Source organism: Acidovorax sp. SRB_24, from assembly GCF_012931925.1.
The window spans coordinates 14900-34973 of sequence record NZ_MWOM01000042.1 but is presented as its reverse complement, the minus strand read 5'-3'; the positions used below and the strand labels follow the sequence as shown (position 1 = coordinate 34973).

The following is a 20074-nucleotide window of genomic DNA, read 5'->3' as shown; positions in this document are numbered from 1 at the left end:
CGGCCCGGCCCGGTGATGGCCAGCAGCAGCAGGCCGCCTGTGATGCTGGCGTTCTTGTAGAAATTAAGCAGGTTGACGTGCCGCTCCGGGCCTTGTAGCGTCCAGTAGCGGTGGCCGATCAGCGCCGTTGCCAGCGTGAACAGGGCCATCAGCAAGGCCAGCGGGCGCGTGAAGACGCCCAGCACCAGCGCGATGCCGACGCCAAACTCCATCACGACGGCCACCGCTGCGGACAGTGCCGGCGCCGGCGCGCCGACCGATGCCATGTACTCGGTGGTGCCCGGGAAGTCCGTCAGCTTCTCCCAGCCGGTGATCAGGAACAGTGACATCAGAAGAATGCGCCCCAGCAGGATCACGGGGTCGGCATTCGCGGCAAGAACGCTGGTCATAAAAGCCTCGCTTTCGCTCGTGGAACGCCTGTGCACCGAGGGTGGCGCGGGCGAGGTTTCAGTCTACGCCGCCCGCGCCTTGCGCGCTCCGGCCCCGTGCGGTGCCGCCGCCCGGCACAAAAATGAGGGCTGCCAGCGCTTGCCCCGCCAGCGTTTGCAGCTCTTTTGGCATGCAATTCGTGGTTTACCCCTAGGCCGCATGCAAGCCCGCGCTCAGCTTGCCGCGCCATCATGGCGTCTGCCGCCCGACGACCATGAAAATCGCCCTCCTCTCCGACATCCACGCCAACCGGCAGGCGTTCGACGCCTGCCTGGCGCACGCGCGGGCGCAAGGCGCGCAGCAGATCGCGCTGCTCGGCGACCTCGTGGGCTACGGCGCCGCGCCGCGCTATGTGGTGCAACAGGCCATGGCGCTGGCCGCCGAAGGCGCGCACCTGGTCGGCGGCAACCACGACGCGATGGCGGTGCGCCCGCCGGTGGCCGGCGAGCGCGGCGCCGGCTCGGTGGTGGTCCAGAGCGCCGACTGGACGCACGGGCAGCTCAGCGCCGAGGAGCGCGCCTTTCTCGCTGCCCTGCCGCTCACCGTCGAGGTCGGCAGCGTGCTGCTGGTGCATGCCAGCGCCGACGCGCCCGAGCGCTGGCGCTATGTGGACAACCCCGTCGTTGCCGCCGACTGCCTGCACGCGGCGCTGCAGCGCCCCGGCATCCACCACGTGTTCTGCGGCCACGTGCACCGGCAGATGCTGTACTACCGCGGCAGCGGCCACGGCCTGATGCGCTTCGTGCCCACGCCCGGCGTGGCCGTGCCGGTGCCGCCGCACCGGCCTTGGGTGGCCACCGTCGGCTCGGTGGGCCAGCCGCGCGACGGCGACCCGCGGGCCATGTATGCGCTGCTCGACACCGCCGCCTGGCGGTTGACCTTCGAGCGCGTGCCCTACGACCATGCAGGCGCGGCCGCCGCGATCCGCGCCACCGGCGCGCTGTCCGAATTCTTTGCCCAGCGCCTCGAGGTGGGACAGTGAAGCTGCTCGAACCCGGCACCGAGGTCGACGGCTTCACGGTGCTTGGCTGCGTGCATGCCGGCGGCATGGCGCACATCTACCGCGTCGAATACGCCGTGGGCCCGCCCAACCCGGGCTTTCCGCTGGCCATGAAGATCCCGCGCATGACGGCCGGCGACGGTGCCGAGACCATCGTCGGCTTCGAGGTCGAGCTGCAGATCCTGCGCACGCTCACGGGCCCGCATGTGCCGCGCTTCGTCGCGGCCGGCGACCTGGCGCGCCTGCCGTACCTGGTGATGGAGTATGTGGACGGCCCCACGCTGCAGCACTGGCTCGCTGCGCCCGCGCGGCCCAGCGTGGACACCATCGCCCGCCTGGGCGCGGCCATGGCGCACGCCGCACACAGCCTGCACCAGCAGGACGTCTGCCACCTCGACCTCAAACCCGGCAACGTGCTCTTCCCGCGCGAGGACCACGCCGTGCTGCTCGACTTCGGCCTGTCGTGCCACGCCCACTACCCCGACCTGCTGGCCGAGGAGCTGCGCCGCGCCGTGGGCTCGCCCGCGTGGATCGCGCCCGAGCAGGTGGTGGGCGTGCGCGGCGACCCGCGCAGCGACATCTTCGCGATCGGCGTGATGCTCTACGAGCTGGCCACGGGCGAGCTGCCGTTCGGCGCGCCGACCACGCAGGGCGGCCTGCGCCAGCGCCTGTGGATGTCGCCGGCGCCGCCGCGCCAGCACCGCCCCGAGCTGCCCGAGTGGCTGCAGGAAGTCATCCTGCGCTGCCTGGAGCCCGAGGCCGCGCAGCGCTACCCCTCGGCCGCGCTGCTGGCCTTCGACCTGGGTAACCCCGCGCAGGTCGCCCTCACCGAGCGCGGCCGGCGCACGCGCGGGCCGCGCCTGCGCACGCACCTGCGGCGCTGGCTCAAGGCTGCGGGCATGCACTACCAGGCGAGCCCCGTGCCGACGCGCCAGATCGAAGAGGTGCCCATCGTCATGGTCGCCGTGCCGCACGAGGACGTGAGCGACGCCACGCTGTATTCGCTGCGCCAGGCCGTCGCGCGCTCGCTGGGCATCCGCCCCGGGGCGCGGCTGGCCTGCGTGACCGTGATCTCGCCCGCGGCCAGCAGCGCCACCGACAGCGGGCGCAGCGAAACCGCCCTGCACCGCCAGCACCGCGCGCGCCTGCAGCGCTGGGCCGAGCCGCTGGGCCTGGCTGGCCACCATGTCAGCTACCACGTGCTCGAGGCGGGCGACGTGGCGCAGGCGCTGGTGCGCTACGCCGAGGGCAACCAGGTCAGCATGATGATCCTGGGCGCGGCCACGCACGGCCTGCAGATGCAGCGCTTCATCACCACCGTGCCGCTGCGCGTGGCGCGCGACGCCCCCTGCACCGTGATCCTGGTCAAGCAGCAGCTGCCGTTTGCGCAGCTGGCCCAGGCGCACTGAGGCCGCAGGCGCGGCACAGAAATCCATTTTTGATAGCACCCTGCGCTTTCCCAGCAAGCGTTGCAGGCCATTTTCAACCAGAAACACTGGCACCGGTGCGGCGCCAGCAGCGCCTGCGCAGGAGGGCGACAATGGCCCCATGCATTCCACCCCCGAAACCGCGGACCGGCACCCCTTTGCCAGCCTCACCCCCGACGCCGTGCTCGACGCGCTGGCCAGCGTCGGCCTCTATGGCGACGGCCGGCTGATGGCGCTGTCGTCCTACGAAAACCGCGTCTACCAGGTGTCGCTCGAGGACGGCGAGCGCGTCGTCGCCAAGTTCTACCGCCCCGGACGCTGGAGCGAGGCGCAGATTCTCGAAGAGCACGCCTTTTCCGCCGACCTGATGGCCGCCGAGGTGCCCGCCGTCGGGCCGCTGGTGCTGGGCGAGCGCACGCTGCACCCGCACGGCAGCTTCCAGTTCTCGGTCAGCCCCTGGCGCGGCGGGCGCCAGCCCGAGCTCGACGACTTCGAGGTGCTCGAATGGATCGGCCGCTTCCTCGCGCGCATCCACACCGTGGGCGCGGTGCGCCCCTTCGTCCACCGCCCGGCGCTCGACCTGCACAGCTTTGGCTCGGAGCCGCACGACTGGCTGCTGGCGCACGACCTGATTCCGCTGGACATGCAGTCGCGCTGGCGCAGCGCCTGCGAGCAGGCCCTGTCGCTGATCGGCGGCCACGCCCACCCCGAGCGCGGCGCGGGCCGCCTGCACCTCAAGGACGCCACCGTGCTGCGCCTGCACGGCGACTGCCACCCCGGCAACATCCTCTGGACGCCGCTCGACGAATGGGGGCGCGGCGGCCCGCACTTTGTCGACCTCGACGACGCGCGCATGGGCCCGGCGGTGCAGGACCTGTGGATGCTGCTGTCGGGCGACCGGCGCCAGCGCACGCACCAGCTCGGCGCGCTGATCGAGGGCTATGAACAGTTCCGCCCGTTCGACCGGCGCGAGCTGGCGCTGATCGAGCCGCTGCGCACGCTGCGCTTGATCCACTACAGCGCCTGGCTGGCGCGGCGCTGGCAAGACCCGATCTTTCCGATCAACTTTCCGTGGTTCGGCAGCAGCGACTACTGGAAGGGCCAGGTCGACATGCTGCACGAACAGATCGAAGCGATGCAGGAAGAGCCGCTGATGGCCTGAGGCCGGCAGTCCGCCGACCCGGCCGTTTACTGCGGCGACCCAACATGGTCCGGCACCACCACGCCGGGCCGCGCCGCCACCGGCGCACGCCGCGGGTCGTAGAGCACGGCCCCCGTGCCGACTCCGACGCCCGCCCGCACGGGGTCACCGCCCACCGGAACGCTGGCCCCCACGCCCACGGCGCCGCTGACCTGGCCGCCCGGGTGGACGCCCACCCCCACACCGACCGGCCCCACGCCGGTGCCCAGGCCGACCGAAGGGCCGCCCGCGCCGGCGCCCACCCCGACGGTGAACGGCCCCACCGGAATGCCCACGCCGACCCGCGCCGCGCCGCAGGCGCTCAGCAGGCCCACGGCCACCAGGCACAGGGCGGCAGCCGGCCCGCGGGCAGGCCCCGGGCGGCGCCAGGAACGCGCAGAGAAGGGAAAAAACCATGGCATCCGCCCATCATAAGCAGGCCGCAGAGCACCGGCGTGTTGCGATGCAACGGCCCTGGAGCGGCATGTTATATAATCACTCGTTCGATAAAGCCATGATTTCATAATGGCGCGCTATAAAACGACAGCCCAGTCCGCGCGCCGCCTCTTTGAATGGCCTTTGCGCCCCGCGCCGGTTTCTCTCACTGACCGGCCACCAAAAGTTTCGCGCTGGCACGTGCGACTTTTTTCAGGTGCTCTCCGGCCCCCTGCGTCAGGGTGGAACCCCGGATCGATCCACCCGGCCCTTCCCACGGGCCATTTCTCTTGCCTTTTGATTGATGCCGCGCTATCGCCCGGCCCCCGTACCATGATGACCCACTCCCCCGCCAACACGACCGTTGGCAAATACCTCGTGTCCCCGCTGACCAAGCGGCTCGACGACGGCCGCTTTGCCGCCTCCGTCTCGATCCGCTCGGGCTCGGGCAGCGGCACGCACGACCGCGTGCTGCGCCTGGCGTCGGTGTTTGCCGATCCCGCCGCCGCAGCGCACTACGCCACCAGCGAAGGCCTGCGCTGGATCCAGCACCGCCACGCCCCGGCCAGCGCCTGCGCGGCCTGAGCGCCCGGCGCGGCGGCGCCGTTGACCACCAAAGCCCCGGCAGTGCGCGCACCGCCGGGGCTTTTCTTTTTTGATAGCTGCACGCGCTAGTGCCGCAAGGGTTGGAGGCGGATTTCACCTCCCATCCGCCACGGCTGAAGGCGCGGTTCCTGGGCAGCGCGCGGCACGGGGGCGCTGGTGGGCGCCGAGGGCCACGCTCTACCGCCGCTCAAATCTGCACCCGCGTGCCCAGTTCGATCACGCTGTTGTGCGGGATGTTGAAAAACTCCACGGCACGCCCCGCATTGCGCGACATGGCCTCTAACAGGCACCCGCGCCAGCGGCGGCATGGAACGGCGCGGGTGCCTCGCCTTCGCGGGCGGCCTGCGGCGCGCCATGGCACAGCAGTTCGCCCGCCAGGAGCGTGGTGTCGCGTGGCACGACCGGAAGCGGGTCGGGCGCCCCATCGGGGCGCACGAACACCGCGCAGGGCATTCCGAGGTGCTCGGACAGCCAGTGCGCGGCGACCTGCGCCACGGCCTGCAGCCCCTGACTGTCCGCCAGTTGCTCGCTGAGCGCATGCAGTTCATGGGCCTAGCGCGCGCTGCTCGGCCTGCGCACGGCGCGCATGCAAGCTGGCGACCAGGGCGTTGATGCCCAGCGAGACCGCCAGCAAGATGACCAGCGCCAGCATGTATTCCGGGGTGGCGATCTCGAAACTGTGGCGGGGCGGCACGAAAAAATAATTCAGTGCCGAGACGCTGGCCACCGACGTGAGCACCGCAGCCCAGCGTGCCAGCAGGGCTGCGGTGGCCACCACGGCGATCAGGTACACCAGCGCCAGCACCGCCACCGACATGCGCGTATCGAGCCAGGCACAAGCCAGCGTGGCCGCGGCCGTGGCGCAGCCGGCCAGCGCCATCTGCGCGGCGGCAGTGCGTGCGCCCGGGGGTGCGGGGACAGGACCGGGCTGGCGGGTGTCGTGGCGGGGTGCGGCAGACATCAGCGCATCGTATCGCCCGGCCCGCGCGCGCGGAACCCGTTCGCAGTGTCCTGGGCAGCCCTGCGCACCCCCCAAAAGAAACCCCGGCAGTGCAGGCACCCCGGGGTTTTGCTTGAGAACGATGGTTTTTATCGCTGCAAATGCTTATGCATCATGCGCTGGACGCCATTTTCAACCCACATCACACCAGCAGCGCGTTCACCCGCCGCACGTAGGCCGCCGGGTCCTCGGGCAGGCCGCCTTCGGCCAGCAGGGCCTGGTCGAACAGGATGTGGGCCAGGTCGTTGAAATGCACGCTGCCGTCGAGCTTCTTGACCAGCGCATGCTCGGGGTTCACCTCGAGCACGGGCTTGGACTCGGGCGCCTGCTGGCCGGCCTGCTTGAGCATGCGCGCGAGCTGCGTGCTCATGCCGTCTTCCTGCACCACCAGACAGGCGGGCGAGTCGACCAAGCGCGAGGTCACGCGCACGTCTTCGGCCTTGTCCTTGAGCGCTTCCTTGAGCTTGGCGAGCAGCGGCTTGAAGGCTTCGGCGGCCTCTTCGGCAGCCTTCTTCTCGGCCTCGTCCTGCAGCTTGCCCAGGTCGACCGCGCCCTTGGCCACGGACTGCAGCGGCGTGCCGTCGAAGTCCTGCAGGTAGTTCAGCGTCCACTCGTCAACGCGGTCGGTCATCAGCAGCACCTCGATGCCCTTTTTCTTGAACACTTCGAGCTGCGGGCTGTTCTTGGCGGCCGCCAGGGTGTCGGCGGTGATGTAGTAGATGGCGTCCTGGCCGTCCTTCATGCGCGCCTTGTAATCGGCAAACGACACACTCGCCGTGTCGCTCATGGTGCTGGCAAAGCGCAGCAGCTTGGCCAGGCGCTCGCGGTTGGCAAAGTCCTCGCCCAAGCCTTCCTTGAGCACGGCGCCGAACTCGGCGTAGAACTGGCTGTACTTGCCTTCCTTGGCCTTGTCGTCGGCATCGACCACGTCGGTCACGGCGTCCGAGCCTTCCACGGGGGCCTCGTGCTTGTCGTGCTTGGCCAGGTCTTCCAGCATCGAGAGCACGCGCTTGGTCGAACCCTCGCGGATCGCCTTGACGTCGCGGCTTTCCTGCAGCAGCTCGCGGCTGACGTTGAGCGGCAGGTCGCTCGAATCGATCACGCCCTTGACGAAGCGCAGGTAGCTGGGCATCAGCGCCTCGGCGTCGTCCATGATGAAGACGCGCTTGACGTAGAGCTTGATGCCGGCCTTCTTGTCGCGGTTCCACAGGTCGAACGGCGCCTTGGCCGGGATGTAGAGCAGCTGCGTGTATTCGGTGTTGCCCTCGACGCGGTTGTGTGCCCAGGTCAGCGGGTTCTCGAAGTCGTGCGAGATGGTCCTGTAGAACTCCTGATACTGCTCGTCGCTGATGTCGCGCTTGGGCCGCGTCCACAGCGCGCTGGCCTTGTTCACCGGCTCCCACTCGCCGGTCTTGACCATCGCGCCGGGCTGGCGGCCGCCGGCCTCGTCCGACGGGTTGATGAGCTCGCCGTCCTTCCACTCTTCCTTCTCCATCAGGATGGGCAGGCTGATGTGGTCCGAGTACTTGGCGATGACGCTCTTGAGCTTCCAGGCGTTCAGGTACTCCTCGGCATCGGCGCGCAGGTGCAGGATCACGCTGGTGCCGCGCGCGGCGCGCGTGATGGTCTCGACCTCGAAGTCGCCCGTGCCGCCGCTCGTCCAGCGCACGCCCTCTTCGGCCGGCAGGCCGGCGCGGCGCGACTCGACGGTGATCTTGTCGGCGACGATGAAGCCCGAGTAGAAGCCCACGCCGAATTGGCCGATCAGCTGCGCGTCCTGCTTCTGGTCGCCCGTGAGCTGGCCCATGAAATCCTTGGTGCCGCTCTTGGCGATCGTGCCCAGGTGGTCGATGGCCTCCTGCGTGCTCATGCCGATGCCGTTGTCGGTGATGGTCAGCGTTTTGGCACCCGGGTCGAACGACACCCGCACTTCGAGGTTGGGCGCGTCTTCGTACAGCTCGGGGCGGTTCAGCGCCTCAAAGCGCAGTTTGTCGCAGGCGTCCGAGGCGTTGGAGACCAGCTCGCGCAGGAAGATCTCGGGGTGGGAATACAGCGAGTGCGTGACCAGGTGCAGCAGCTGGGCCACTTCGGCCTGGAAGGAGAGCGTGGTCTTGGTCGTTGTCATGGATGGATAAACAAAGAAAGGGAATAAAAGGTGAGCGCACAAGGCGCACCGCAGGGGCAGATGGGGTGTCCAGCCAGCGCTTCAAGGTCCCGCGCTGCGCCCAGCGGCAATGACCGGTCCACGCACTGCCTTGTGCCGGGATCCAAACCTTACTACGATGGGCCTCCCACCACAGCGCTTCAGGAGCATTCAGCATGAATCTCTCACTCAAGGCATTGCTGGCCACGGCCAGCCTGTTCGGCGCACTGGGGGCCCAGGGCCAGCCCCTGCCGGCCGACGCACCGGCGGGCACCACGGTCCAGTGCAAGGACGGCAGCTATGCGTCGCCCGCCCAGAAGACCGGGGCTTGCAAGGGCCACAAGGGAATCCAGACCTGGTATGGCGCAGCCCCTGCCGCCGCCGCGGCCGGCAAGGCCGCAGCAGTGGAAACGCAATCGTCGGCGGTCAACAAGACCGGCGTGGCGCCCGCCACCGGCGCCCCCACCAAGGCCCCGGGCGCTCCCGACCGGCAGGACATGGCGGCCGCTCCCGGCGGCGGCCCGGGCAAGGTTTGGGTCAATAAAGACACCAAGGTCTACCACTGCCAGGGCGACCGCTACTACGGCAAGACCAAGCAGGGCGAGTACATGAGCGAGGCCGACGCCAAGGCCAAGGGCATGCACGCGGCGCGCAACAAGGCCTGCGCCGCCTAGGCACGCCCCCGCACGCCGAGCGGGTGCGGGACGCTCAGAACTGTTCGCCCGGGGCCAGGTAGCGCCACTGCCCGACGGGCAGGTTGCCCAGCACCACGCGGCCCATGCGGATGCGCTTGAGGCCCACCACCTTCAGGCCGACCTGCTCGCACATGCGGCGGATCTGGCGTTTCTTGCCCTCGACCAGCACGAAGCGCAGCTGCTCGGGGTTTTGCCACTCGACCTTGGCGGGCTTGAGCGGCTGGCCGTCCAGGCTCAGGCCGTGGCGCAGGCGCTCGAGCAGCGCGGGCGGAAACACCGCCTGCACGTTGGTGCTGACCGGGTCGCGCTCGTCGATTTCCTGCAGCGGTGCGCTGCGCTCGTCGGGGTGCCGCGCCTGCGCCTGGCCCGGCCCCTGGTAGACCACGCGCACCAGGTATTCCTTGTCCAGCGTCGAGTCCTCGCCGATCAGCTGGCGCGCCACGCGGCCGTCCTGCGTCAGCACCAGGAGGCCCACCGAATCGATGTCCAGCCGCCCGGCCGGCGCCAGCCCGCGCAGGTGCGGCGGCGAAAAGCGCAGGCCGCTCGGGTCGTCGCGCCAGTGCGTGCGCGGGTTGATCAGCGCGACGGCCGGCGTGTGGCCGTCCTCGGCCTGGCCGCTCACATAGCCCATCGGCTTGTTGAGCAGGATGGTGACCCGGTTGTCCTGGTGGCGCTGCGCTGCGCGCTCGACCGTGACCTTGTCCTGCGGCGTGACCTTGACGCCCATCTCGGCCACCTGGCCATTGACATAGACCCAGCCGTGCGCGATCCAGTCGTCGGCCTCGCGGCGCGAGCACAGGCCCAGTTCGGCCAGGCGCTTGTTCAGGCGCACTGCGCCCTCGGCGCTGGCGCTCGCGGGCGCCGCGGGGCGCGCAGCCGCGGCCGGGCGCGCGGCGGGGCGCTGCGCTGTCGGCGGCGCCTGGGGCGCCAGCACCGGCCGGCGCAGCAATGGGCGGCCCGGCGCCGCCGCGGGAGCGGCCGGGACGGCAGGGGCGGGGGCGGCAGGCCCGGCGGGCGGACGTTGGGCAGAAGTCATGGACTATGAAATAAATAGCTGAAAGCGCAGACTGGATAAGGGCCAGACCCCGATTTCATGAATAAATGGGCGCCCCTAGGCACAGGGGTGCGGGCCTCAGGCCGCTGGCCGGTGCCCGGCCAGGAAAAGCGTCCACCGGCGGGGCCCGCGGACATGGTAGCCCTGCGTCCCGTCGCCCGCCAGGGTGCGCAGCTGCACCCGCACGGCGGCATGGTCGACGCCTGCGGCGGCGGCGCTGAACCCCAGATTGTGCGCGAGGTCGATCGCCGGGCGCGCGCGGGGGTATCGTCCGCGCCGGTGGGCATGCCGAACACGAGGGGCCTGTCGATCTGGAGCCCACCGACCGGCAGGCGCGCGGGCGGCGGCTCGGGCAGGGCGAGGCTGCGCAGGGCCCTGGGCCGGGCCCTGGCAGCCGCCCTGTCCGCGTGCCCGACCGCGGCACAGCGCTCTTGTTTATGTAGCTGTTTGCGCAGTATGCATCAGTGTTTCAGGCCTTTTTGACCTGAAAATCCCGCGAGCGCAGGGCCTCCAGGTCGAGCACCCGCAGGCCGCCGTACTCGACGCGGATCGCGCCCTGCGCGTCGAGCGCCGCCAGGGCCTCGTTGACGCGCTGGCGCGACAGGCCGACCAGGTAGGCCAGTTCCTGCTGCGTGATGCGCAGCACATCGCCCACGCCGGGGTAGAGCACGGGGTGGAACAGCGCCGCGAGGCTGCGCGCCACGCGCACGTCGGGGTTGGTGATGCGGTCGATCTCGCGCGCGGAGATGAACTGGCCCAGGCGCTCGTTGAGCTGGTGCATGACGAAGCGGTTGAACGCAATCGAATGGTCGAGCAGCCAGTGGAAGGTGTCGATGTGCAGGCCCGCCACCACGCTCTTGCGCAGCGCCTGCACGTTGTAGCGGTAGGGCTCGCGCTTGACGACGGTTCCCTCGCCAAACCAGCCCCCCGGCGGCAGGCCGGCAAAGGTCATGGTGCTGCCTTCGGCGTTGTCGTTGCTCATCTTGAGCAGGCCCTCGACCACGCCGAACCAGTAGGTCACGGGCCGCCCGACCCGGCAGACGTAGTCGCCCGGCAGCGCGTCGCCCACCAGCAGCGCCGCGAGTGCGCGCTCGCGCTCGTGCGGCTGCAGCGGCGCCCACCAGGGGATGCCCTCGATCTCTTCGGCGGTGGGGGGGCGGCGGCGCTGGTGCAGCGTCAGGTCCTGGCTCATGGCGTGTGCAAAACAAAAAAGGGGCGCAGGGTGGTGCGGCGGCAGGCCGCATTGTCGGCACGAAGCCAGGGCCGTGCCCGGCGTGTTCGCACCGCACCCGGCCGCAGGCCCAGGGTTTCACCTTCCGGGGCTTACCCCTAAATTGTCGTCGTGTGGACAAGATAACGTCAAAGCCAAACCTACTATCGGCGTTCACCAGCCCGCGTGGTGCACGCCGCAGCCCCCGCCGCGCCCGCCCTTGAACACCTGAGGACACGGAATGACCACCACGTTCCCGCAACTGCTGCTCCAGCACGCTGCCGAGCGCCCCGGCGCCGCGGCGCTGCGCGAAAAAGAATACGGCATCTGGCAGACCCACACCTGGGCCCAACTGGCCACCCTGGTCGAACAGGTGGCGGCCGGCCTGCACCTGGCGGGGCTGCGCCGCGGCGAACACCTGGTTGTGATCGGCGCCAACCGCCCGCGCCTGTACGCCACCATGCTGGCGGCGCAGGCCGTCGGCGCCATTCCCGTGCCGCTGTACCAGGACGCCGTGGCCGCGGAGTGCATCTTCCCGCTCAACAACGCCGAGGTCCGCTTCTGCGTGGTCGAAGACCAGGAGCAGGTCGACAAACTGCTGGAGATCCGCGCGCAGTGCCCGGCCATCGCGCACATCTACTACGACGATCCGCGCGGCCTGCGCAGCTACAGCGAGCCGGGCCTGGCCTCGTACGAGGCGCTGATCGAAGCCGGAAGCGCCTTCGTGCACCAGCACCCGCAGTGGCTGCGCACGGAAGTCACCCAGATCGAGAGCGGCGACGTGGCGGCGATGTTCTTCACCTCGGGCACCACCGGCAACCCCAAGGGCGTGGTGCACACGCACGCCACGCTGATCGACCGCGCCAGCGCCGGTGCCGAGTTCGACAAACTCACCAGCGCCGAGGAGGTGCTGGCCTATCTGCCGCCGGCCTGGATCGGGCAGAACATCTTCAGCTACGCGCAGTGGCTGGTCTGCGGCTACGTCGTCAACTGCCCCGAGTCGGCCGCCACCGTGACCATCGACCTCAAGGAGGTGGGCCCGACCTACTACTTCGCGCCGCCGCGCATCTTCGAAGGCCTGCTGACCAGCGTGATGATCCGCATGGAGGACGCCGGCCGCCTCAAGCGCGCGATGTTCTCGGCCTGCATGGCGCTGGCCAAGCGCGTCGGTCCGGCGCTGATGGACGGCGAGCCGGTCGGCCCGCTCGACCGCGCCCGGTACGCGCTGGGCAACCTGCTGGTCTACGGCCCGCTGCGCAACAACCTGGGGTTTTCGCGCGTGCGCGTCGCCTACACGGCGGGCGAGGCCATCGGCCCCGACCTGTTCAGCTTCTACCGCTCGATCGGCATCAACTTGAAGCAGCTCTACGGCTCGACCGAGACCGCCGTGTTCGTCTGCCTGCAGCCCGACAACCAGGCGCGCGCCGACACCGTGGGCGTGCCGATCCGCGGCGTGGAAATCAAGGTGGCCGAGAACGGCGAGATCCTCGTCAAGTCGGCGGGCCTGCTCAAGGAGTACTACAAGAACCCCGCGGCCACGGCCGAGGTGCTGACAGCCGACGGCTGGTACCACACCAGCGATGCCGGCTTCCTCGACGCGCACGGCCACCTGAAGATCATCGACCGCGTCAAGGACGTCGGGCGCCTCAAGGGCGGCGCGAACGACGGCGCCATGTTCGCGCCCAAGTACGTCGAGAACAAGCTCAAGTTCTTTCCGCACATCAAGGAGGTGGTGGCCTACGGCGACGGCCGCGAAAAGGTCTGCGCCTTCATCAACATCGACTTCGACGCCGTGGGCAACTGGGCCGAGCGCCGCAACCTGCCCTATGCCGGCTACACCGACCTGGCGCAGAAACCCGAGGTCTACCAGCTGATCCAGGAATGCGTGGAGCAGGTCAACGCCGACCTCGCGGGCGACGCGCTGCTGGCCGGCAGCCAGGTCAGCCGCTTCCTGGTGCTGCACAAAGAGCTCGACGCCGACGACGGCGAGCTCACGCGCACCAACAAGGTGCGCCGCGGCTTCATCGCCGACCGCTACAGCGCGCTCGTCGATGCGCTGTACGCGGGGCGCACCGAGCAGTACATCGAGACCCAGGTCAAGTTCGAGGACGGCCGCACCGGCAGCGTCAGCGCCACGCTGCGCATCTCGGACGCCAAAACGTATCCCAGCATGCGGAGCGCCGCATGAAACCCGCTCTCCACCCGCCCGAGAAGCCACACGCCATGACCACCAAGAAGATTGGCGACGTCATCCTCGACGTCAAGAACCTCAGCCTGCGCTTTGGCGGCGTCAAGGCGCTGACCGACATTTCGTTCGACGTGCGCGAGCACGAGATCCGCTCAATCATCGGCCCCAACGGCGCGGGCAAGAGCTCCATGCTCAACTGCATCAACGGCGTCTACACGCCGTCCGAAGGCTCGATCACCTTCCGCGGCAAGACCTTTGCCCAGATGAGCTCGCGCCAGGTGGCCGAGATGGGCGTGGCGCGCACCTTCCAGAACCTGGCGCTGTTCAAGGGCATGAGCGTGATCGACAACATCATGACCGGTCGCAACCTGAAGATCCGCAGCAACATCCTGCTGCAGGCGCTGCGCATCGGCCCCGCCGAGCGCGAGGAAATCCGACACCGCGAGTTCGTCGAGCACATCATCGACTTCCTCGAAATCCAGGCGTTCCGCAAGACGCCCGTCGGCCAGCTGCCCTACGGCCTGCAAAAACGCGTCGACCTGGGCCGCGCCCTGGCCATGGAGCCGCAGGTGCTGCTGCTCGACGAGCCCATGGCCGGCATGAACGTCGAAGAAAAGCAGGACATGTGCCGTTTCATCCTCGACGTGAACGACGAATTCGGCACCACCATCGTGCTGATCGAGCACGACATGGGGGTGGTGATGGACATCTCGGACCGCGTGGTCGTGCTCGACTACGGCAAGAAGATCGGCGACGGCGCACCCGACGAGGTGCGCGCCAACGAAGACGTCATCACGGCCTATCTGGGCACGTCGCACTAAGGACCACACCATGGGCTTTTTTCTCGAAACCCTTTTCGGCGGCCTGATGGCGGGCATGCTGTATTCGCTGATCGCCTTGGGCTTCGTGCTCATCTACAAGGCCTCGGGCGTGTTCAACTTCGCGCAGGGCTCGATGGTGCTGTTCGCGGCCCTGGCGATGGCGCGCTTTGCGGAGTGGATTCCGCAGTGGCTGGGCTTTGACAGCCTGCTGCTGGCCAACCTGCTGGCGTTCATTGCGGCGATGCTGGCGATGGTCGTCGTGGCCTGGCTGATCGAGCGGCTGGCCCTGCGCGGCCTGGTCAACCAGGAGGGCATCACGCTGCTGATGGCGACCCTGGGCATCGGCTACTTCCTCGACGGCTCGGGCCAGCTGCTGTTTGGCAGCGCCACCTACAAGATCGACATCGGCATGCCCAAGGACCCGATGATCGTGCTCGAGAACCTGTTCGAAGGCGGCCTGCTGCTGAACAAGGAAGACCTGATCGCCGCCCTGATCTCTGCCGTGCTGGTGACGCTGCTGACGGTCTTCTTCCAGAAGACCCGCACCGGGCGTGCCCTGCGCGCCGTGGCGGACGACCACCAGGCGGCGCAGTCCATCGGCATTCCGCTGGCGCGCATCTGGGTCGTGGTCTGGTCCATCGGCGGCATCGTCGCGCTGGTCGCCGGGATCATCTGGGGCTCCAAGCTGGGCGTGCAGTACTCGATCTCGCTGGTCGCGCTCAAGGCCTTTCCGGTGGTGATCCTGGGCGGCCTCACCTCGGTGCCGGGCGCGATCCTGGGCGGGCTGGTCATCGGCGTGGGCGAGAAGCTCTCCGAAATCTACCTGGGCCCGTTCGTGGGCGGCGGCATCGAGAACTGGTTCGCCTACGTGCTGGCGCTGGCCGTGCTGCTGGTGCGGCCCCAGGGCCTGTTCGGCGACAAGATCATCGACAGAGTCTGAATTTTGCGGGACGGATCAAGATTTGCGCAGCGAATTTGCTCGGTCCCCAACTGATTAAGGGCATCCATGTTTTACCGAGAAAATGGCCAGTTCAAGAGCAGCTACCGCGCCGACGCCGCGCTGTTCCCCGTCGCGCAGGACCGCTGGGCCCTGCTGGCGCTCGCCGCCATCGCGTTCATCGCCGTGCCGCTGGTGACCAGCGACTACGCGTTCCGCGCCGTCATCATTCCGTTCCTGATCCTCTCGCTGGCGGCGATCGGGCTCAACATCCTGGTCGGCTACTGCGGCCAGATTTCGCTCGGCACCGGCGCCTTCATGGCGGTGGGCGCGTATGCGGCCTACAACCTGCAGGTGCGCATCGACGGCATGCCGCTGCTGCTGGCGCTGATTGGCGGCGGCCTGTGCGCCACGGTGGCGGGCGTGCTGTTCGGCATTCCCAGCCTGCGCATCCGCGGTCTGTACCTGGCGGTGGCCACGCTGGCCGCGCAGTTCTTCATGGACTGGTTCACCAACCGCGTGAAATGGGTCACCAACGACTCGTCCTCCGGCTCGGTCAGCGTCGGCTCGCTGAGCATCGCGGGCTTCAGCTTTGACACGCCGGCGCAGAAGTACCTGTTGTGCCTGAGCTTCGTCGTCGTGTTCGGCCTGCTGGCCAAGAACCTGGTGCGCGGCGCCATTGGCCGCGAATGGATGGCCATGCGCGACATGGACGTGGCCGCCAGCGTGATCGGCATCCGGCCCGTGAACGCCAAGCTCACGGCGTTCGCCGTCAGCAGCTTCATCGTCGGCGTGGCCGGCGCGCTGTGGGGCTTCGTGCACCTGGGCTCGTGGGAGCCGGCGGCCTTTGGCATCGACAAGTCGCTGCAGCTGCTGTTCATGATCATCATCGGCGGCCTGGGCTCGATCGCCGGCAGCTTCTTTGGCGCCGCCTTCATCGTGCTGCTGCCGCTGTTCCTCAACTACGTGCCGCACTGGCTGGGCATCCCGCTGTCGACGGCCACGGCCTCGCACCTGGAGCACATGATCTTCGGCGCGCTGATCGTGTTCTTCCTCATCGTCGAGCCGCACGGCCTGGCGCGCCTGTGGTCCACGGCGCGGCAGAAGCTGCGGCTCTGGCCTTTCCCGCACTGAGCGCCTGCACCCCTGTTTTTCCCGTAGACCCAAGCAACCACCATAAAGGAGACAAGCCATGCAACTGAAAAAAATCGCCATTGCCGCCGCCGTCGCGGCCACGGGGCTTTCGAGCCTGGTCACATCCACGCTGGCGCAAGCCCAGGCGGCCGAGCAGTTCATTCCGCTGCTGGTCTACCGCACCGGCCAGTTCGCGCCGCTGGGCATCCCATGGGCCGACGGCAAGCAGGACTACCTCAAGCTGGTCAACGCGCGCGATGGCGGCGTCAACGGCGTGAAGCTGACCTACGAAGAGTGCGAGACGGCCTACGACGCGGCCAAGGGCGTGGAGTGCTACGAGCGCCTCAAGACCAAGGGCACGGGCGCCTCGGGCTTCGATCCACAGTCCACCGGCATCACCTTCGCGGTGACCGACAAGGCCTTCGTCGACAAAGTCTCGATCGAAACCATGGGCTATGGGCTGTCGCAGTCGGTCGACGGCACGGTGTTCGAATGGAACTTCCCGCTGCTGGGCACCTACTGGACCGCAGCCGACGTGATGCTGCAGGACATCGCGAAGAAGGAAAAGGGCAGCCTCAAGGGCAAGAAGATCGCGCTGGTCTACCACGACTCGCCCTACGGCAAGGAACCGATCGCGCTGCTGCAAAAGCGCGCCGCAGCCGAAGGCTTCGAGCTGGCGCTGTTCCCGGTCACGCCCCCGGGCGTGGAGCAGAAATCGACCTGGCTGCAGATCCGCCAGCAAAAGCCCGACTACGTGCTGTTCTGGTCCGCCGGCGTGATGACCCCCGCCGGCATCCGCGAGGCCCAGGCCAGCGGCTACCCGCGCGAGAAGATGTACGCCATCTGGTGGGCGGGCTCCGACCACGACGTGAAGGACCTGGGCGCGGGCGCCAAGGGCTACAACGCGGTCACCATCCACAACAGCGCCGCCAAGGATGGCGTGCACGACGCGCTCAAAAAATTGGTCTACGACAAGGGCCAGGGCACCGGGCCGGTCGGCAGCGTGGGCACGCTCGCGCACACGCGCGGCATGATGATTTCCATGCTGCAGGTCGAGGCGATCCGCGCCGCGCAAGAGAAATACGGCAAGGGCAAAGCGCTGACGCCCGAGCAGGTGCGCTGGGGCTATGAAAACCTGGACCTCACGGCCGCGCGCCTGAAGTCGCTCGGCTTTGGCGAAATCATGCGCCCCATCAAGACCTCCTGCAGCAACCACATGGGCACCGACTGGGCGCGCATCGTGCAGTGGGACGGCGGCAAGTGGAACATCACCTCTGACTGGTACCAGGCCGACAAGACGCACATCGACCCGCTGGTCAAGGAGTACGCGGCCAAGTACGCCAAAGAAAAGAACATCACGCCGCGCAACTGCAGCTGATGCCCTCCGTGCGCTCCGCCCCCTTGCGGGGGTGGGCGCTTGCCTCCCGTCTTTCCCGGAACGCTCCATGGACTCCACTGCCCTCCCAGCGCCCGCCACGCTGCTCAATGTCAACGGCATCGAGGTCATCTACAACCACGTGATCCTCGTGCTCAAAGGGGTCTCGCTGCAGGTGCCCGAGGGCCGCATCGTCGCCATCCTCGGCGGCAACGGCGCGGGCAAGACGACCACGCTGCGCGCCGTCTCGAACCTGCTCAAGGGCGAGCGCGGCGAGGTCACCAAGGGGTCGATCGAGCTGCGCGGCGAACGCATCGAAAACCTCTCGCCCGCCGACCTGGTGCAGCGCGGCGTGGTGCAGGTGATGGAGGGGCGCCACTGCTTCGCCCACCTGACCATCGAAGAAAACCTCCTGACCGGCGCCTACACGCGCTCCAGCAAGGCCGAGATCGCCGCCAACCTGGAGAAGGTCTACACCTATTTTCCGCGCCTGAAAACGCGCCGCAGTTCGCAGGCGGCCTACACCTCGGGCGGCGAGCAGCAGATGTGCGCCATCGGCCGCGCCCTCATGACCAACCCCAGCATGGTGCTGCTCGACGAGCCGTCGATGGGCCTGGCGCCGCAGATCGTCGAAGAGGTGTTCAACATCGTCAAGGACCTCAACACCAAGGAAAAGGTCACCTTCCTGCTGGCCGAGCAGAACACCAACATGGCGCTCAAGTACTCGGACTACGGCTACATCATGGAAAGCGGCCGCGTCGTCATGGACGGCGCCGCGCGCGACCTGGCCAGCAACGAGGACGTCAAGGAGTTCTACCTCGGCATGGGCGGCAGCGAACGCAAGAGCTTCAAGGACGTCAAGAGCTACAAGCGCCGCAAGCGCTGGCTGGCTTGAGAAGCCCCCTGTGGTGCTGGGAGGGGGCCGTGGCGGTTTCCACGATGGCGCTGCACATACCGATAAAACTCCTGAATTCATAGCTGCTTGCGCTTTAGCAGTAAGCGTTAGAGGCCAATTTCATTCAAAACCACCGCCTAGGAACCCATGGCATGAACCCGTTTTATGACGCCCTGGAAACCCGCGACCCGTCAGCGCGCGAGGCGGCACTGCTTGCCGCACTGCCCCCCCAGGTGGCCCATGCGCGCACGGCATCGCCCGCGTTCGCCCGCATCCTGGCCAACACCGACCCCGCCGCCATCACGAGCCGCGCCGCGCTGGCGCGCCTGCCGGTCACGCGCAAGTACGAGCTGCTGGAACGCCAGCAGGCCGGGCGCGCCGACAGCGCGTTTGGCGGTTTTGCCGCGATCGGCTTCGGCGCCGCCATGCCGCGCGTCTTCTGCAGCCCCGGCCCGATCTACGAACCCGAGGGCGTGCGCCGCGACTACTGGCGCATGGCGCGCGCGCTGTACGCGGCCGGTTTCCGCGCCGGCGAGCTGGCCCACAACAGCTTCAGCTACCACTTCGTGCCGGCCGGCGCGATGATGGAAAGCGGCGCCCATGCGCTGGGCTGCACCGTGTTTCCCGGCGGCACCGGCCAGACCGAGCAGCAGGTGCAGGCGATCGCGCAGTTGCGCCCCGCAGGCTACATCGGCACGCCGAGCTTTCTCAAGCTGATCCTCGAAAAGGCCGCCGAACTGCAGCAGCCCCTGCCGAGCCTGACCAAGGCCCTGCTGTCGGCCGAGGCCTTTCCGCCCTCGCTGCGCGACTGGTTCGCTGCGCGCGGCGTGGCCGGCTACCAGTGCTACGGCACGGCCGACCTGGGCCTGATCGCCTATGAGACTGCGGCGCGTGAAGGCCTCGTGCTCGACGAGGGCGTGATCGTCGAGATCGTGCGCCCGGGCACGGGCGACCCGGTGCCCGAGGGCGAGGTCGGCGAGCTGGTCGTGACCACGCTCAACCCCGACTACCCGCTGATCCGCTTCGGCACCGGCGACCTCTCGGCCGTGCTGCCGGGCCCCTGCCCCACGGGCCGCACCAACACGCGCATCCAGGGCTGGATGGGGCGCGCCGACCAGACCACCAAGGTGCGCGGCATGTTCGTGCAGCCCGGCCAGGTGGCGGCGATTGCGGCGCGCTTTCCGCAGGTGCTGCGCGCGCGCCTCGTGGTCAGCGGCGAGATGGCCAACGACCAGATGGTGCTGCGCGTGGAAACCCTTGAGATCGCCGCGGGCCTGGCCGAGCGCCTGCAGGACGCGATCCGCGAAGTCACCAAGCTGCGCGGCGAGGTCGAGCTGGTCGCGCCGGGCTCGCTGCCCAACGACGGCAAGGTGATCGAGGACGCGCGCAGCTACCGCTGAGGCCGGCGCCCGGTGAATTCCTTTTTTGATAGCTTCAAGCGCTGGCCAGTCAAGCGTTTCAATCATAAAACGCTTGAAAAAAATCGGTCCCGAGCTAAGTGCTTTCCAGCATGCGCGAACCCGCAGACCCCCCTACGATGGCGCG

General features: G+C 68.4%; 20 protein-coding genes. 12 read left to right on the top strand and 8 right to left on the bottom strand.

Annotated features, from left to right (window positions below; translation table 11 throughout):
* A partial coding sequence (locus tag B2J89_RS14350) for a DoxX family protein (RefSeq protein WP_169169746.1) occupies positions 1-389 on the bottom strand: 389 nt, incomplete at its 3' end.
* A 254-nt stretch (positions 390-643) separates the two neighbouring features.
* Here B2J89_RS14350 and B2J89_RS14345 point away from each other — a divergent pair.
* The 3 genes from B2J89_RS14345 (at position 644) to B2J89_RS14335 (ending at position 4018) form a co-directional block, all read left to right on the top strand.
* A complete protein-coding gene (locus B2J89_RS14345) occupies positions 644-1411 on the top strand; it encodes a metallophosphoesterase (protein WP_169169745.1) in 768 nt (255 codons plus the stop codon).
* Positions 1408-2838, top strand: a complete 1431-nt coding sequence (locus B2J89_RS14340) for a bifunctional serine/threonine-protein kinase/universal stress protein (protein WP_169169744.1) — start codon at positions 1408-1410, stop codon at positions 2836-2838. The genes B2J89_RS14345 and B2J89_RS14340 overlap by 4 nt, the downstream gene beginning before the upstream one ends.
* A 139-nt stretch (positions 2839-2977) precedes the next feature.
* Positions 2978-4018 (top strand): serine/threonine protein kinase, encoded by a 1041-nt coding sequence (locus tag B2J89_RS14335; RefSeq protein ID WP_169169743.1) that lies wholly within the window; start codon positions 2978-2980, stop codon positions 4016-4018.
* Between the two features lie 26 nt (positions 4019-4044).
* On the opposite strand, the gene B2J89_RS14330 is transcribed toward B2J89_RS14335, so the two are convergent.
* Complete coding sequence (locus B2J89_RS14330) at positions 4045-4458, bottom strand: hypothetical protein (RefSeq protein ID WP_206041452.1); 414 nt, start codon at positions 4456-4458, stop codon at positions 4045-4047.
* Between the two features lie 349 nt (positions 4459-4807).
* Here B2J89_RS14330 and B2J89_RS14325 point away from each other — a divergent pair, with 349 nt between their 5' ends.
* A complete protein-coding gene (locus B2J89_RS14325; RefSeq protein WP_371736420.1) occupies positions 4808-5056 on the top strand; it encodes a hypothetical protein in 249 nt (82 codons plus the stop codon).
* A 208-nt stretch (positions 5057-5264) separates the two neighbouring features.
* Here the strand turns inward: B2J89_RS14325 and B2J89_RS23220 are convergent, their stop codons facing one another.
* The 4 genes from B2J89_RS23220 to htpG all read right to left on the bottom strand — a co-directional run bounded on the left by B2J89_RS23220 (position 5265) and on the right by htpG (position 8202).
* Complete coding sequence (locus B2J89_RS23220; RefSeq protein ID WP_371809075.1) at positions 5265-5351, bottom strand: hypothetical protein; 87 nt, start codon at positions 5349-5351, stop codon at positions 5265-5267.
* A 5-nt stretch (positions 5352-5356) separates the two neighbouring features.
* On the bottom strand, positions 5357-5572 hold the full coding sequence (locus tag B2J89_RS14320; protein WP_169169717.1) for a hypothetical protein: 216 nt from the start codon (positions 5570-5572) through the stop codon (positions 5357-5359).
* Positions 5573-5621: 49 nt separating this feature from the next.
* Positions 5622-6038 carry a DUF4118 domain-containing protein gene (locus B2J89_RS14315; RefSeq protein ID WP_169169741.1) on the bottom strand — a complete coding sequence of 139 codons (417 nt, stop codon included), beginning with the start codon at positions 6036-6038 and terminating at the stop codon, positions 5622-5624.
* Positions 6039-6219: 181 nt separating this feature from the next.
* Entirely contained in the window at positions 6220-8202 is a 1983-nt protein-coding gene (gene htpG / locus B2J89_RS14310; protein WP_169169740.1) for a molecular chaperone HtpG, read from the bottom strand.
* A 194-nt stretch (positions 8203-8396) separates the two neighbouring features.
* Here htpG and B2J89_RS14305 point away from each other — a divergent pair, with 194 nt between their 5' ends.
* A complete protein-coding gene (locus B2J89_RS14305; RefSeq protein ID WP_169169739.1) occupies positions 8397-8894 on the top strand; it encodes a DUF3761 domain-containing protein in 498 nt (165 codons plus the stop codon).
* A gap of 34 nt (positions 8895-8928) precedes the next feature.
* Here the strand turns inward: B2J89_RS14305 and B2J89_RS14300 are convergent, their stop codons facing one another.
* Complete coding sequence (locus B2J89_RS14300; RefSeq protein ID WP_240965031.1) at positions 8929-9951, bottom strand: pseudouridine synthase; 1023 nt, start codon at positions 9949-9951, stop codon at positions 8929-8931.
* Between the two features lie 487 nt (positions 9952-10438).
* Positions 10439-11161 carry a Crp/Fnr family transcriptional regulator gene (locus B2J89_RS14295; RefSeq protein WP_169169738.1) on the bottom strand — a complete coding sequence of 241 codons (723 nt, stop codon included), beginning with the start codon at positions 11159-11161 and terminating at the stop codon, positions 10439-10441.
* Positions 11162-11420: 259 nt separating this feature from the next.
* Between B2J89_RS14295 and B2J89_RS14290 the strand changes: the two genes are divergently transcribed.
* From B2J89_RS14290 to B2J89_RS14260, 7 genes are all read left to right on the top strand, one after another.
* Complete coding sequence (locus B2J89_RS14290; RefSeq protein WP_169169737.1) at positions 11421-13367, top strand: long-chain fatty acid--CoA ligase; 1947 nt, start codon at positions 11421-11423, stop codon at positions 13365-13367.
* Between the two features lie 35 nt (positions 13368-13402).
* Positions 13403-14188, top strand: coding sequence for an ABC transporter ATP-binding protein (locus B2J89_RS14285; protein WP_169169747.1), 786 nt, complete (start codon positions 13403-13405; stop codon positions 14186-14188).
* Positions 14189-14198: 10 nt separating this feature from the next.
* Positions 14199-15128 carry a branched-chain amino acid ABC transporter permease gene (locus tag B2J89_RS14280; RefSeq protein WP_169169736.1) on the top strand — a complete coding sequence of 310 codons (930 nt, stop codon included), beginning with the start codon at positions 14199-14201 and terminating at the stop codon, positions 15126-15128.
* A gap of 66 nt (positions 15129-15194) precedes the next feature.
* Entirely contained in the window at positions 15195-16259 is a 1065-nt protein-coding gene (locus B2J89_RS14275; RefSeq protein ID WP_169169735.1) for a branched-chain amino acid ABC transporter permease, read from the top strand.
* Between the two features lie 58 nt (positions 16260-16317).
* A complete protein-coding gene (locus tag B2J89_RS14270) occupies positions 16318-17637 on the top strand; it encodes an ABC transporter substrate-binding protein (RefSeq protein WP_169169734.1) in 1320 nt (439 codons plus the stop codon).
* Between the two features lie 67 nt (positions 17638-17704).
* Positions 17705-18529, top strand: a complete 825-nt coding sequence (locus B2J89_RS14265; RefSeq protein WP_169169733.1) for an ABC transporter ATP-binding protein — start codon at positions 17705-17707, stop codon at positions 18527-18529.
* A 152-nt stretch (positions 18530-18681) separates the two neighbouring features.
* A complete protein-coding gene (locus B2J89_RS14260) occupies positions 18682-19929 on the top strand; it encodes a phenylacetate--CoA ligase family protein (RefSeq protein WP_169169732.1) in 1248 nt (415 codons plus the stop codon).
* Positions 19930-20074: the final 145 nt, after the last annotated feature.

What these genes read in the sequence shown, in the direction of transcription:
- B2J89_RS14345 (WP_169169745.1), top strand. Translation starts at nt 644, where the DNA reads ATGAAAATCGCCCTCCTCTCCGACATCCACGCCAACCGGCAGGCGTTC.
- B2J89_RS14335 (WP_169169743.1), top strand. Translation starts at nt 2,978, where the DNA reads ATGCATTCCACCCCCGAAACCGCGGACCGGCACCCCTTTGCCAGCCTC.
- B2J89_RS14330 (WP_206041452.1), bottom strand. Translation starts at nt 4,458, where the DNA reads ATGCCATGGTTTTTTCCCTTCTCTGCGCGTTCCTGGCGCCGCCCGGGG.
- B2J89_RS14325 (WP_371736420.1), top strand. Translation starts at nt 4,808, where the DNA reads ATGACCCACTCCCCCGCCAACACGACCGTTGGCAAATACCTCGTGTCC.
- B2J89_RS23220 (WP_371809075.1), bottom strand. Translation starts at nt 5,351, where the DNA reads ATGTCGCGCAATGCGGGGCGTGCCGTGGAGTTTTTCAACATCCCGCAC.
- B2J89_RS14315 (WP_169169741.1), bottom strand. Translation starts at nt 6,038, where the DNA reads ATGTCTGCCGCACCCCGCCACGACACCCGCCAGCCCGGTCCTGTCCCC.
- htpG (WP_169169740.1), bottom strand. Translation starts at nt 8,202, where the DNA reads ATGACAACGACCAAGACCACGCTCTCCTTCCAGGCCGAAGTGGCCCAG.
- B2J89_RS14305 (WP_169169739.1), top strand. Translation starts at nt 8,397, where the DNA reads ATGAATCTCTCACTCAAGGCATTGCTGGCCACGGCCAGCCTGTTCGGC.
- B2J89_RS14300 (WP_240965031.1), bottom strand. Translation starts at nt 9,951, where the DNA reads ATGACTTCTGCCCAACGTCCGCCCGCCGGGCCTGCCGCCCCCGCCCCT.
- B2J89_RS14295 (WP_169169738.1), bottom strand. Translation starts at nt 11,161, where the DNA reads ATGAGCCAGGACCTGACGCTGCACCAGCGCCGCCGCCCCCCCACCGCC.
- B2J89_RS14290 (WP_169169737.1), top strand. Translation starts at nt 11,421, where the DNA reads ATGACCACCACGTTCCCGCAACTGCTGCTCCAGCACGCTGCCGAGCGC.
- B2J89_RS14285 (WP_169169747.1), top strand. Translation starts at nt 13,403, where the DNA reads ATGACCACCAAGAAGATTGGCGACGTCATCCTCGACGTCAAGAACCTC.
- B2J89_RS14280 (WP_169169736.1), top strand. Translation starts at nt 14,199, where the DNA reads ATGGGCTTTTTTCTCGAAACCCTTTTCGGCGGCCTGATGGCGGGCATG.
- B2J89_RS14275 (WP_169169735.1), top strand. Translation starts at nt 15,195, where the DNA reads ATGTTTTACCGAGAAAATGGCCAGTTCAAGAGCAGCTACCGCGCCGAC.
- B2J89_RS14270 (WP_169169734.1), top strand. Translation starts at nt 16,318, where the DNA reads ATGCAACTGAAAAAAATCGCCATTGCCGCCGCCGTCGCGGCCACGGGG.
- B2J89_RS14265 (WP_169169733.1), top strand. Translation starts at nt 17,705, where the DNA reads ATGGACTCCACTGCCCTCCCAGCGCCCGCCACGCTGCTCAATGTCAAC.
- B2J89_RS14260 (WP_169169732.1), top strand. Translation starts at nt 18,682, where the DNA reads ATGAACCCGTTTTATGACGCCCTGGAAACCCGCGACCCGTCAGCGCGC.